Below are 13,485 nucleotides of genomic sequence, written 5' to 3'. Positions count from 1 at the left end.
GGTGATTATTTGCTACAGTTCTAGGCTTTGGATGGTGTTTTTCTTCCGCATAAAATTTCCCTCTGATGATTACCTACATAAACTGACATACAATACCTCTCGAACCTAATAGGGTGTAGAGATTTAGATCCGGGAAGGCGTCTATGGCAATGTGTCTATGGCGTAGTCACTTAGCCGAAAGTATTTCTCTTTAGTTGTATCATAGCATGGAATATTTAATTACGCTTGTAAAATCGAGCGACTAACCAATTCTACCCATGAACTTTTTCCAAATTTTGGTACCGCTTGCCTCCTACTTTTGGGTAGACAAATAAAAAATAACCTCCCCAAGTTTGAGTGGAGACGAACGACTTCAGATGAGCGGTGCTCCTTTATAAATCCCCTCTAATAACTCCTCTTGTTTTGCCTCTTACTTAGTCAGCCTTTCTTCTGATTGCTTAATGTGCTTCCCCATTTTCCCCAGGAGATATTTTTACAACAAATATTTGGGTATTAGACTATAATTAAGTTATCAGAAATTCTTTCCGGCTATGTGATTGGACTTATTAATAAACTCCTCTCCGAATCGGAATTTCTATATCCTTTGATTCTGGAGATTTTTTATGTCAATTTATGTGAGTAATCTATCTTCTAATTTTGAAGAAAATGACCTCAGGCAGATATTTTCCGAACATGGGTTTGTTAAGAAAATTCAAGTATATATAAACCAGAAAACTAGCGTAAAGAAAGGATTTGTCGTTGTTGAAATGGAAACGGGTGCTGAAGAAGCAGCAGCAATTCGGGAGCTAAGAGGTACTCAGTGGATGGGACGCTACCTCAAGGTTAATAGAGCTAAAACTGAGTACACCATTTCATAAATTCGTGTAAATTTAACGATAAGTGAGTCCCACTGTCTTTTGTAAAATCTGTATCGGACAACAATACAAAGGAGATAAAAAATGCCAGATTTCTTAAATAAATCGAGCGAATTACTAACTCATAGTATCACTGATAACAGCCAAGAAAATACAACTACATATACCTGGCAATCTATGTGGAGTCATCATAGTTGTCCTTGCTGTTCATACGGGTTACTCCGTCATATAAGTCATGGTGATATTTACTGGCGTTGTAGCCATTGTTATCAAACAATGCCAGTTTGGGACATATCTAAGTGCAGAACTAGCTCCGCTAGTTCTGCTCCTCTGCATGAGTTTCAAGACAAACATCCATATGAAATTTGGTAACTGAGCGAGAAAACTAATGTTTGACTTTAACACCTTAACTGAATTCTCAAGCACTTACTGCATTGGCATTTGTGCCTTTTTAATTCCAGTGAACCTGCTTGCTACCTCATCAACAATAATTTTTACACTGTTGGATCGTCCGGCTATTCATATCTGGCAAACGGCTCTCATTGCCAGTATCTTTGCTTTATTGATGATACTGCATGTATTTGCTTGGTTTATGATGGGAGTAGTTATGGCTCCCACGTATATTTTATTGGGGCTAGGCAGCGTCTGTCTGTTTGCCAATTTAGGCACAGTTCTCAAGAGACAAACGTGCAATTTTTATTGGGAAATCTGGGCAAAGTGCTGGGAAACTAAGCACTGAATGCCAGAGTAGAGCAAGCCCAAACTGCCGCAATGCCGGCTCTTGTAGCCGCGATAGTGCAAGTAACGATTGGGCCGCAGTTCTACCTAAACACAACTTTTTTAGCTAAACCCACAGTATTTAAAGTTTTAATCGCCCACCAAGTGACATCAATTTCCCACCAATGCACTCCCGAAGAAGCCACATTTGGGTGAGCGTGGTGGTTGTTATGCCAACCTTCTCCATAAGTTAAAAGCGCTGCCCACCAAAGATTACGAGAGCCATCATCAATAGAGAAATTACGATATCCAAAGCAGTGAGTTGCTGAGTTAATCAACCAAGTACTATGCCAAAGCAATACCGACCTGACAAATATGCCATAGAGCACAAAATTCCATCCACCCAAAACATGCAACAGCAGCCCTAGAGGAATTTGAAGGAGCAAGAAGTTGCGATTTAACCAACGGTAATAGAGGTCACGCTCAAGGTCTGGTGCAAATTTTTTATAACTTGAGTAGTTGAAAAACTCGGAGCGTGGGTACAAAAGCCATAGCATATGGCTCCACCAAAAACCCCGTGCTGCTGAATAAGGATCTTTCTCTTCATCTTCAGTATGGGCGTGATGCAAACGGTGCGTTGCTACCCAAAAAATAGGTCCTCCTTGAAGGGCAAGCGCACCAATAGTAGTAATAATGTATTCCAACCACTTCGGCACCTGAAAACTCCGATGAGTTAAAAGTCGGTGATACCCCAAACAGATACCAATGCTACCCAGTAACCAGTGCAGAAATAGCATGACTCCCAAAGCTGACCAAGAAAAAAACCAGGGAGCCGATAGAGCTACGGCGTGAATTGCACCAAAAAAGGCAACACTTATCCAACTGATAGCAAGGCGATCCTTACTCTCAGAGACAGTTGATTGTATTGTCATAAATCATTCCTTAAATTTTATTTGCCATTCTCTTCATCATAGATGCCACTATATTCAAGCCACCTTTACTCAATGGGAGAACTTGATTTTTAGCAAGTCTGTATTCACGAATACAACGAAAAGCCCTCAGTTCCAGTACTTGAACACAGGCATCAATGCTCGAGCGTATTGCGATTAAGCTGATTTACGGTAGACTGTTGTACTAACAAAATATGTCAGATCTGTTGTGAAACCTTGTAGGATAGATTATTTAGATAAATTGACATAAATTGTATCCGAAATCGCAGGGTGTTGAGATAAGAGGTTTCGGAGAGAAACTTGTCTTGACCAAAAGGTAAAAGCCTGTCAATACTAAAAACAAACGCTGCCACCTAATTTTTTCTCATTTACTATCATAGCACAGAATTACTCACTTTGGGCTTGCTCTACTCCGGCATTCAGCGCTTGGTCTGGTGTACTGTAGCAACCGAACAGGCACGAATCAAAGTCGGCAATGGGGACTGGGTTGCGTTCTAATACGTAATGAATGGCAATCACGTAGGAGTATTTTTTTTTAAGTAGAGGATGGGGATGCACCGCCACATACCACGGTGTATGAGTCCCAAACTCAGAAAGAGTGCCTATTTTTTCAAGGATTGGTTTGTTCATTGTCTCCTGAAACTTTCTTCGCTTTAGTTGCAAAACGCTGTCTTAAATAACCTAACTGTTCGGGGGGTAGAAGTGCGAGCGGAAAAAAGTTAGCTTTAACTGGGACAGCAGTAACGTACTACATACAGTAGATATCATTCAACCATAGCCCGATTTTTCTGTTGTTTTCACTAACTCAAGAGGGACAAATAATTGTAGGTAATCTTCTGGCGGGAAGGGAGTAGCTGAAATATTAAGTCTTAAAATATAGCCATAGTTCTACAAAAAGTTTCTATGAATTCATTCTTTAAGTAGATGTTGAAGGAAATAGAAAATAGTTAGTGTTTTGAGGAATTAACTTATGAACAACTCATAATTTTTGACTTACACGATAAGACAAATTTATTAAAACTTCATAATGATTTGATTGAGATGTATAGAGAGTTACTATACAACCTCGTTAGTTCGGTCATAAGACCTCTTTCGTAAATGCTGGATTTGGATTTGAATGGTCGATTTTTGCGTCGCATAATCCGACTTTTGTAAAAAGTTTTACGCATCCGCTTGTACCACAATCGACCAAAACTGCACTTAGAATCTTAAAAAGAAGGAGCGTATGAAAACACTGTTGCTCTACCCCCAATTTCCCCAGTCCTTTTGGTCTTACGATCGCGCGATGGAAATGGCAGGACTCAAAGCAGCCATTCCGCCCTTGGGAATTATTACTGTTGCAGCACTCCTAAGAGAAGATTGGGAAATCAGATTTTATGACCGCAATGTCAGCCTAGAGACAGAGGCAGATTGGGAGTGGTGTGACCTGGTTATTCTCTCTGCTATGCTGGTGCAGAAACCGGATTTCCACGCCCTAATTCAAAAAGCAGTGCGGTTAGGCAAGAAGGTGGCAGTAGGTGGACCTTACCCCACGTCTGTGCCGCAAGATGCTCTTGACTCTGGGGCGCATTACCTGATCCTGGATGAAGGAGAGATAACGGTTCCGCAGTTCCTCGAAGCGATCTCTCTTGGGCATGCCCAAGGAATCTTCCGCTCCACCCAGAAACCAGATGTCACGACTAGCCCCATACCCCGCTTTGACCTGCTTGAGCGCGATGCCTACTTTATGATGGCGATTCAGTTTTCTCGCGGTTGTCCCTTCAATTGCGAATTTTGTGACATCATTTCCCTCTACGGTCGCAAACCGCGCACTAAAGAACCTCTTCAAACCTTAGCAGAGTTGCAAACCCTCTATGACTTAGGCTGGCGGGGGTCACTCTTCATTGTCGATGACAACTTTATTGGGAATCAGCGCAATGTCAAACGCCTCTTACGAGAATTGATTCCTTGGATGAAACAACACAACTATCCTTTCACCTTCATGACCGAAGCCTCTGTGAATTTAGCAGAAGATGATGAACTGCTAGAGCTGATGGTAGAAGCAGGATTCTATGCTGTCTTTCTCGGCATTGAAACTCCCGACCAAGACAGTCTCGTTGTGACGCGCAAAATGCAAAATACACGTAACCCGCTAGTAGAAGCCTGCCGCAAGATCAACGTTGCGGGACTGCTAATTTATGCAGGGTTTATCCTCGGCTTTGATGGAGAACGCTCCGGTGCGGGTGAACGGATTCAAGCCTTTGTTGAACAAACTAGTATTCCTCAACCGATGCTAGGTATCCTTCAAGCCTTGCCCAACACTGCCCTCTGGAACCGACTCCAAACAGAACAGCGTTTAATTGAGGGCGTCGGCGTCACGGCTACGGGAGACCAGAATACCCTCATGAATTTTGTTCCCAGCCGCCCCATTGCCGAAATTGCTAGAGAGTATGTTGAAGGCTTCTGGACATTGTACGAACCCGCGAACTATCTGAGGCGATGTTTTCAGCAGTGCCTCAATATTGTTCCTCCGGCAAGGCGAACACAAACCATGCAACTACCCTTGGGTAAGGAGTTGCGGCTTATTGCCCAGTTAGTCTGGCATCAGGGCTTACGACGACCTGACATTCGAGGGCAGTTTTGGCGACAACTATGGACGCTTCTGCTGAGAAAGCCCCAAGTTCTTAATATGTATTTGGCGCTATGTATTGCGGGAGAGCATTTTTGGGAGTACCGAATTTTAGCCAGAGAACGGATGACTCAACAGCTAGGCTACGATCCACTATCCGTCTCTGTACTAAGAGAGCTTGAACCAATGCTTGTCAGGAACAGTAGGTGTTGAGGACAGCAAAACATCTCAGGCTTGGATGGCTCCTCAATCAGATGGCGTTTGCTAGTTACCGTAAACTGTCATGCTGGTTTAATCTTGTAGAGATAAGACCAGCATCTCTTCGCTAAACCTCCGCTCGGACACCAACAGTGGGTGAGGAGGATAGGGGAACAGTAGGCTCGGCAGCCCACCATAGCGCAACAGCGGGAACCACACCCAACAAAACACTCATTATTGTGGGAATCCAGAACTGGCTGTCGAGTTGACTAATTGTGATGATGGCTCCGAAGGCAAAGTTAACCAGGTAGATCGAGAGCGGAACCCACAGTTGAGTACGGCTCAGTCTAGTCAAAGTGTCACGCCAGAAAAGCGTTGCTACGGACATGAAAAGCGCTCCGGTTCCTAACCAGCCGAGCAAGTTGCGGTAGGGCATACCAAAGAACTGTCCCAGCTCAAGAAATTCCCAGAAGGGGTAAGGGGTCTGGCTCATGGCAGGGTCTAAGACCAAGTCCCAAGCGGTAAGGAGAATGGCACCCAGGGCGATCGCCCCCAACTGCTTGACCCAACCATTAACCCCCATAGCCTCCAGCCCAACTCTCGCCAGTAGATAGGCAGACATCCCCAAATAAAACCAGGACAACGGAACAGTGAATGGTACCAATCCGGCAATTTTGTAACCTAAACCGCTCAAATAGTGATAATGACCAAACGGAAAGCCTGTGCTGGTTCCCAGCAGTTCACTACATAGTGACAAAAGCACGCTTGGCAGCATAAACCCCAGCCAATTTCGCCAGCCCAGTACTCGGCAAGCATAAATCGCAACAGTGGCGGCTCCCAACAGAATGTAGACAACGCCACCGACCACCATGCTCCAGCCAAACACTATTTGACCAATGGGCGGTAAGGTCGCAATCAAAGCAGGATTGGGCAATACAAACAGCAGTCCTGCCAATCCAAACACCAGTGACAAAATGTGAGCAAGGAGACAGAGGCGCTCAACAGTAACCAACGGCTTCATGAAGACTCCTTATAAAGTGTCGCACTGTAAACAATGAGGCTGTTTTCGTTTCAACTTTAGAGTTATGAATCAATCCATGATGATTATGCCTTAGAAGGCAGTTTGACCTTTTGGGCTAAGCCGAGGGTTAGGTAAAAACCTAGAAAAATTAGGACGACTGGTGAGTAGAACTACTTACCTGCAATTGATGGAGCACTCGCCCGATTCATAGGTCCGATAGCCAAAGATGATGGTGCTCTTTTCTAGTTTTCATAGAACAGACGTATTATTCTCGTGACAAAAATTAGTACCAACAATCTATAATAGCTCTAGTCAAAATTCATCCTTCTGTAGAGTTAAATCATGTTCTAAATAAATGTGTCAAATTAAACATAACATCTTCACAATTGCTTAGTTTTCTGCTGGATTGGTGCTTCAAGTCTTTACTTGTTGATTTTTTTTGAAATTGTCACACTTAAACTTAATAAATCAGCGAATGTTATTTATGCTCTAACGTTGTAGCCTAGCACTACAACGTTGTTTTCGTCAGAAGGGCGCTGATACCCAAACCACGTCCACTATTACTAGCAAAGCCCCACTCAGAATAAACTTTCAAGCGTTGGCGTACATGAGTTACCCTGTTAAAGCAGGATTTGCATTTGTTGTTCTTTTAAGACTAACTTATCCCAAATTACATGAGTATCTATGCGTTGGGTGAGGTCGTCTAGTTGAGTTGGAACGTGATTTTATCAAACATTTGAGGGTAGTTTTGGCTCGCTCAATTATTCATAAAAAACTATTGTTCGCAATTCAATACTCTGACGTGGTGGGGTATCCAGAGGGCTTGTGGGAGCGTTAAATCCGGTATGAGCAGCAAACTTTGCCCTTCCATCCTCTGCGGAGTCAAAACACTTAATAAATAGTGCTTCATCTGGCTGTAGGGGAGGTCAAGGAAAAAACGACTATCTGTGCTCATTGGTTATATCCTTCGTTCAAAAGTTCAGACAATTTCCAATTGCTAGGCTAGAAGGGGTTAGAAACAAAGATTGAGTATAATCTATAACCGGATACCCGCTTGTTTCATCAGGGGTAGGATGCGATCGCCAAAAAATTCTAGGTCTTCCTTAAAGTCAAAAAAGCTCAATTGCAAGCCGTTTACTCCAGCTTTTTTCAACTGTACGAACTGCTCGACCACCTGCTCGGGCGTACCGATCACCTCAATGTTCCCACCAATAGCCCGACGTTTCGGTGCGTCTATACCCCGGCGACCCTTCCAAGCATGGGCGTCGCTGTCAAATCTGCTAAAACCTAAAGGTGCATCTGAGTCAGCGTGGGCGACTATAGCATCGTGATAGGCCCAGGTTTCGCGTTCAGTTTCCCGACTGATTACCATAGGATTGAGGAGCGTTAAAACTTCGCGTCCAATATCGCGTGCTGCTTGCTTGACTCTTTGTGTGTGTGCGGGTAGAGCCTCAATAGCACTGGCGAAGTCCGAACCTCCTGGGCTAGTGATAAACACAATGTCAGAATAACGTGCAGCGAAGGATATGCCTGCGTCTGAACCTGTAGCGTTAACAAGCACTGGACGACCGTATTTCGGTTTCGGTGTAACGAAAGCACCGTTAAGTTTCCACGAAGACTTCCCCTCAAATGAGAAATTCTCGTCGTCACCCCACAAGCGTTGCAGCACTTCGATGAACTCAGCTGCCAGTTCATAGCGGCGATCGTGCTCGATACGATCCCAACCAAACATCTCATGTTCGATAGCACGGTGTCCGGTCACCACATTGATGCCCCAGCGACCCCCTGATATATGATCGAGCGTTGCACCATACTTAGCTAAATGCAATGGATGGATTGGTCCGTACAACACGTGAATGGTTGATATCAGCAGGATCTTCTGTGTCAAACTTGTTAGGGCTGCTGTCGTCATAAAAGAGTCCAGAGCTTGGCCGTTGAACACACCACCATAGCCACCTTTGGGTAGCCACTGTGAAAGTGCAAATACCAAGTCAAAGCCCAAAGCCTCAGCGTGTAATACTAGAGCCTTATTATATTCAAAGCTCCAGTCAGTCGTGCGTGGTAATTTAGAAGCACTCCAACCACCTGCCTGAATTGGCAGAAATAACCCCAGTAATACAGGCTGCTGCAATGCTTGAGAGAGGGGGCTCAGGGGATAGTCTGTCGGGGCTGCAAAGCGATCCCAACCGACAATCGAACCGGGGCAGTGGCTAAGGGTCATCGTTCAAATTGTGCGTACAGATGGTTAAACAAAGTTTTTATACCAAATTGAAAAAAGAATGCAACAGATGGTTGAGTTAAAATTAAATCTTGGCAAAGCTTTCTCAATCCACCCGTTCGCTCATTCTATTAATCATCAATTTCCATCAATCCAATAAATCGGGTTGGTCATGAGTAATTTCATCCCATAAATACTGGAATCCGCGCCAACCTGCTTCATGAGTTCCGTTACGTTTTTGAATCTCTAAGGCGAGGTCGCGGTCAATGAGAATGGGTTTACCGACAGCTTCTGCTAGCAATTGAGATTTAGCTGCATCTTCTAGACGGATGAACCACCAAGCAGCTTCGTCTACACTGCGTCCTACGGTTAACAATCCATGATTGCGGAGAATCGCAGCTTTGCGATCGCCTAGTGCTTGAGCAATGCGTTTTCCTTCACTTGTCTCTAGCACAATACCTTTGAAATCATCAAATAAGGCATGATCTTGGTAAAAGGCAGCAGAATCTTGGGTAATGGGGTCGAGCAATCGACCCAGCGATGACCACGTTTTGCCATAGAAGGAATGAGCATGAGCCGCAGCGATAATATCTGGGCGGGCTTCGTGGATTTGTGAGTGAATAGCAAAAGCTGCTTGATTGAGTGCGCCATTACCTCGAACAACTTCACCTTGAGGATTTACCAAGATCAAGTCGGAGACACGAACCCGGCTGAAATGAATCCCAAAGGGGTTTACCCAAAAATGGTCAGTGAGTTCGGGGTCGCGAGCTGTGATGTGTCCTGCTAGCCCGAGAGCAAAATCGAAGCGGGCAAAGATTCGCAAAGCAGCAGCTAAACGTTCTTGGCGATGGCGACGCTCTGCTTCCACAGAGGTAAAGGTTGGTGGCTTTGTCAAGCTACCATTGCGGACGAGAGAAGTTTGTACCATAATTCTCAGCTCCTACTAAAGTAATTCTAGGAATCCCCCGTGGGGTCTTCCAAGCGAGGGTATCAAGAATGCACTGTTGCTTCTACCTTCTTGTTATTCTTCTTCAAAACAGTTGGTAATTCACTAGTGAAGGGCTCACCTTCAACCACCTGCGAGCGGAAACCATCGGGACCAACTGGAATATCACCAGTGATTGTGGTGCGATGGAGTACCCGCTCAACTTCTATATGGTCTATATCTTGGGGAGCTAAATGCGCGGTGGCGCGGTTGTCCCAGAATGCAATATCACCGTTATTCCAACGGAAGCGGGTAGTGTAAGCGGGCTTAGTAATCTGGTTAAAGAATAACTCGAGCAGGAGATCGCTCTCCTGTGGTGACACGTCAAGAATGTGCGAGGTGAAGCCAGGGTTCACGAACAGTGCGCGTTCCCCTGTCTCCGGATGAACTCGCACCACCGGGTGAATGGAAACCTGGGGATTGGCTGCAATGCGCTGAACAAGTTTGCTGTTGCTGGATAGTCGCAAACGTGCATTGAAGCGATGTTCTGCCTTCAATGTGTCTGCTAGCGCCCGCAGAGGTGCTGATAAACCCTCATAAGCCGCAACTAGATTAGTCCACTGTGTATCACCACCAAAGCTAGGAACGTCAACTGCACGCAAAATTGACGCAGCAGGCGGGTTAACAACTGCTGTCACATCCGTGTGCCAGCGGTTCTCGTAACTGGAACGGCGCAAACCGTTGCGTCGCTCATAGCGGCTGCGGTCAATGGGTAGTATTTGTTCAAAGCCTTCAATCGGCTCATCCTCATGTGGATGTGCGTAAGTTACTTCGCCGAAACGAGCCGTGAACGCAATTTGTGCGGCGCGATCGATGTTCTGACCGCGAAAGAACACGACTTTCCACTTTAACAATGCTTGACGAATTTCTTTAACTGCATCATCATGCAGGGGACGCGAAAGATCCACCCCGCCGATCTCGGCACCGATGAAACCAGCTACTTGTTTGACTTCAATATGGTTGTAGCTCATGTGAATTATCCAAAGTTTTACCCATAGGACGGTGTTCGCACTCGTTCACTTCCTTTGTGTTGCGATCGAGTGCAAGGAAGATATCAAAGGTAGCAATCTACTCTGTCAAGTTTAAATTGAGGGCTGCTCATTTAAGTTCGGAGTTGCGCTGTCTTCGCTAAAGCACAACTCCGAACTCCTCAAAACAACATTGACACTCTAGATCGTAGCTCTAAAAATATATTATACGATAAATTGATAAAATTACCGTATTATTAAATTAACCCAGTGCAGTGTCTTTCCTCCTGTCGTGCTCAATTCATTGAAAGCACCAGAAAACCCGCTCGCTACGTTGGGTAAGGCAGAAAGCCGCCCTATCACTTGGGGCACGCACAATTACGAAACACTTGCTCGTGCCCGAGAGCAAGATGAAATCCAGTAAAAACTTTTCCTTATTTGCTTAGCTTAAACCTATGTCAACTAGCAGCAAAACTGAAAAATTGGCAATTAGTGAATTATGGTACACCCGGTGTCCGGTTCCTACTATTTCCGGGGTGGCTTTGGATTTAGGATGGTTAGATCGGACTTTTGCTAAAAATGGTATTTCCTTCAAGTCCTTACGGGCTGCTGAAGAGCGTTCTGTTCGCGAGTCTCATTACGATCACAAACTCAAAGGGTTGTTTCGCGAGGGCGGTAATATTCCGGCGATTTGGGCTCGGGCTACTGGGAAGGATACCCGCGTTATTGGCTTAACCTGGGTAGATGAATACCAAGCAATCCTCACTCTACCAAATTCAGAAATAGCTCAGCCAGCAGATTTGCGGGGGCGGAGGTTGGGATTACCACATCGGATTGAAAGTCAAATAGACTTCTCCAGAGCAATGGCTTTGCGGGGTTTCTTGAGCACTCTGTCGCTAGCTGATTTAAATGAAACTGATGTTCAATTTGTAGATATCAACGCCCAGCAAACAGACTTACGAGAACTGGGAAGTACTAACGTAGAGCGGAGTAATTTTTATTCTGCAGAAGTTACAGCCTTACTGCGAGGTGAGGTAGATGCTATCTATGCTAAAGGTGCTCCTGGTGTGGATTTAACTGTCGAACATGGTTTTCAAGTTGTCTTCAATTTAGGAGATCATCCCGATCCTCTGGTGCGCGTGAACAACGGTACTCCCAGAACGATCGCAGTTAATGCGGATCTTGTAGAACAGCATCCAGATTTGGTGGTTCAGTACTTAGTGTGTCTTTTGCAAACCTCAAAATGGGCGGAAACTCATGCTCAAGAGGTGGTTAGAATTGTCTCACAGGAAACAGGGGGCGGTGAAGAAGCAGTTCGGAAAGCCTATGGAGCCAGGTTGCATCAACGCTTGCAACCAAGTTTATCAGAGGAATGGATTGCCGGACTTAAGTTACATAAAGACTTTCTTTTGAAGTGGGGATTTATCCCAGCAGATTTCGATCTTGATGCTTGGATTGTTCGAGAGCCCTTGCTCGAAGCTGAGAAATTAGCCTTGAATCTCCCGGAACCTGTTTTTGCCTAATTATTAAGTTTGAGGCTTCTGTAAAGAAAATTCTGATGATACGGAGTTGCGTTCAAAGATATTACGTGTTGATGGGACAAAGGAGACACGGGAGAAAGTAAGATGTACGAACGCAACTTGGTATGAGTTTGTCGTTAACGAAAAACGTGCTTGAAAATTCAGAATAGAAGCCCCAATCACAAAAAGCAAACCGCTTCCTTAAGTGCTTTTGAACTAAAACTTATCATATTGGAAGGTAAAAATTATGGAAGTTCTTTGGTATTTAACTGCACCAGATGGTCCATATCCTTGGAATAAAAAGGGAGCACGCAAAATTGATTATGCATATATGCAGCAGTTAGCGCGGGGAATTGACCACCTGGGTTACTCTGGCGCACTCCTAGCAACGGGCGTACACGATACCTGGGTATTAGGTTCCTCACTGATTCCGTTTACGGAACGGATGCGCTTTCTGGTTGCCGTACATCCTGGTTTGTTATCGCCTACTTTGTTTGCTAAGATGGCGGCGACTTTCGACCAGTTTTCTAAGGGTCGGTTATTAATCAATATTATCAACGGTACATCCAATACAATGGCTGCTTATGGCTTGCATCTTTCCCACGATGAGCGCTACAGCCACTGTGATGAATACCTTACAGTTTGGCGCAGGCTAATGGCTGGGGAAACTGTAGACTTTGAAGGAAAGTATATTAACGTCAAGCAAGCTAAGATAGGAATACCTACAGTACAATCGCCCTATCCTCCCTTATGGTTTGGTGGTTCGTCTGATGCAGCCTTGGAAGTTGCAGCCAAACATATAGATACTTACTTAACTTGGGGTGAAACTCCACCCCAAATTGCTGAACGAGTCGCAACAATGCGATCGCTCGCAGCGAAATACGGTCGCACTTTGCGATTTGGAATTCGCCTCTATGTAATTGTTCGAGAAACTGAGGAGGAAGCTTGGAAGGCTGCTGACTGGTTACTTCAGCATATGGATCGAGAATCAGTGATGAATATACAAAAAATGCTGAATAGCGGTGACTCAGTCGGGCAACAACGAATGTTAAAGTTTCATAGCGGTCAGATTCCTCAGAACGTTAAAGACTTAGAAATTTACCCCAACCTCTGGGCGGGTTTGGGTTTGGTGCGTCCCGGTCCCGGTACTGCCGTAGTGGGCGATCCTAAGACTGTTGCTGCTCGCCTCCAAGAATACGCCGATATTGGTATTGAAACTTTCATCATCTCGGGTATTCCTCTGATTGAAGAAGCTTATCGAGTTGCCGATTTATTGTTGCCACTCCTGCCAATTTCTCGACCGGGCGATAACCAAACTCCTATCAATGTTCATGTTCCTACCTGGAGCAGTATCAGAGAAACTGTAGGGGCTATTTCCTCTGCTAAAGACATTGCTGAATCTGCCAAAGAACTGGGTTGATTTGAGAAATTCGCCTTCAATTTTAC

13 protein-coding genes are annotated in these 13,485 nt (G+C 44.9%); 6 read left to right on the top strand and 7 right to left on the bottom strand.

All coding sequences use genetic code 11. The annotated features are described in order from the left end of the window. Positions 1–602 precede the first annotated feature (602 nt). The 3 genes from AB0756_RS20780 to AB0756_RS20770 all read left to right on the top strand — a co-directional run bounded on the left by AB0756_RS20780 (position 603) and on the right by AB0756_RS20770 (position 1,593). Complete coding sequence (locus tag AB0756_RS20780; RefSeq protein ID WP_038074300.1) at positions 603–857, top strand: RNA recognition motif domain-containing protein; 255 nt, start codon at positions 603–605, stop codon at positions 855–857. Between the two features lie 81 nt (positions 858–938). Next, positions 939–1,226, top strand: coding sequence for a hypothetical protein (locus AB0756_RS20775; protein ID WP_202048676.1), 288 nt, complete (start codon positions 939–941; stop codon positions 1,224–1,226). A 16-nt stretch (positions 1,227–1,242) separates the two neighbouring features. Further along, positions 1,243–1,593, top strand: a complete 351-nt coding sequence (locus AB0756_RS20770) for a hypothetical protein (protein ID WP_050046618.1) — start codon at positions 1,243–1,245, stop codon at positions 1,591–1,593. An 82-nt stretch (positions 1,594–1,675) separates the two neighbouring features. On the opposite strand, the gene AB0756_RS20765 is transcribed toward AB0756_RS20770, so the two are convergent. Then, positions 1,676–2,503 (bottom strand): acyl-CoA desaturase, encoded by an 828-nt coding sequence (locus tag AB0756_RS20765; RefSeq protein ID WP_038074297.1) that lies wholly within the window; start codon positions 2,501–2,503, stop codon positions 1,676–1,678. Between the two features lie 405 nt (positions 2,504–2,908). Then, positions 2,909–3,151, bottom strand: coding sequence for a hypothetical protein (locus tag AB0756_RS20760; protein ID WP_038074294.1), 243 nt, complete (start codon positions 3,149–3,151; stop codon positions 2,909–2,911). A gap of 595 nt (positions 3,152–3,746) precedes the next feature. Between AB0756_RS20760 and AB0756_RS20755 the strand changes: the two genes are divergently transcribed. Beyond that, positions 3,747–5,342, top strand: coding sequence for a B12-binding domain-containing radical SAM protein (locus AB0756_RS20755; protein ID WP_408019755.1), 1,596 nt, complete (start codon positions 3,747–3,749; stop codon positions 5,340–5,342). Between the two features lie 112 nt (positions 5,343–5,454). On the opposite strand, the gene cruF is transcribed toward AB0756_RS20755, so the two are convergent. From cruF to AB0756_RS20730, 5 genes are all read right to left on the bottom strand, one after another. Continuing rightward, positions 5,455–6,348, bottom strand: coding sequence for a gamma-carotene 1'-hydroxylase CruF (gene cruF / locus AB0756_RS20750; RefSeq protein WP_038074288.1), 894 nt, complete (start codon positions 6,346–6,348; stop codon positions 5,455–5,457). Positions 6,349–7,123: 775 nt separating this feature from the next. Beyond that, positions 7,124–7,303, bottom strand: coding sequence for a hypothetical protein (locus AB0756_RS20745; protein WP_153021427.1), 180 nt, complete (start codon positions 7,301–7,303; stop codon positions 7,124–7,126). A gap of 81 nt (positions 7,304–7,384) precedes the next feature. Beyond that, positions 7,385–8,569: an LLM class flavin-dependent oxidoreductase gene (locus AB0756_RS20740; protein WP_038074285.1), complete on the bottom strand. Its 1,185-nt coding sequence runs from the start codon at positions 8,567–8,569 to the stop codon at positions 7,385–7,387. 145 nt (positions 8,570–8,714) lie between these two features. Next, a complete protein-coding gene (locus AB0756_RS20735) occupies positions 8,715–9,494 on the bottom strand; it encodes a class II aldolase/adducin family protein (protein WP_038074282.1) in 780 nt (259 codons plus the stop codon). Between the two features lie 62 nt (positions 9,495–9,556). Further along, positions 9,557–10,522, bottom strand: coding sequence for a TauD/TfdA dioxygenase family protein (locus tag AB0756_RS20730; RefSeq protein ID WP_038074280.1), 966 nt, complete (start codon positions 10,520–10,522; stop codon positions 9,557–9,559). A 452-nt stretch (positions 10,523–10,974) separates the two neighbouring features. Here AB0756_RS20730 and AB0756_RS20725 point away from each other — a divergent pair, with 452 nt between their 5' ends. Beyond that, positions 10,975–12,042, top strand: coding sequence for an ABC transporter substrate-binding protein (locus AB0756_RS20725; RefSeq protein ID WP_063779562.1), 1,068 nt, complete (start codon positions 10,975–10,977; stop codon positions 12,040–12,042). 244 nt (positions 12,043–12,286) lie between these two features. Further along, positions 12,287–13,459 (top strand): LLM class flavin-dependent oxidoreductase, encoded by a 1,173-nt coding sequence (locus AB0756_RS20720; protein ID WP_038074277.1) that lies wholly within the window; start codon positions 12,287–12,289, stop codon positions 13,457–13,459. Positions 13,460–13,485: the final 26 nt, after the last annotated feature.

Source organism: Tolypothrix campylonemoides VB511288_2 (assembly GCF_045999855.1).
GTDB lineage: Bacteria > Cyanobacteriota > Cyanobacteriia > Cyanobacteriales > Nostocaceae > Scytonema > Scytonema bouteillei_A.
Note: the sequence above shows the minus strand (reverse complement) of the source record. Positions and strands in the feature narration are given on the sequence as shown.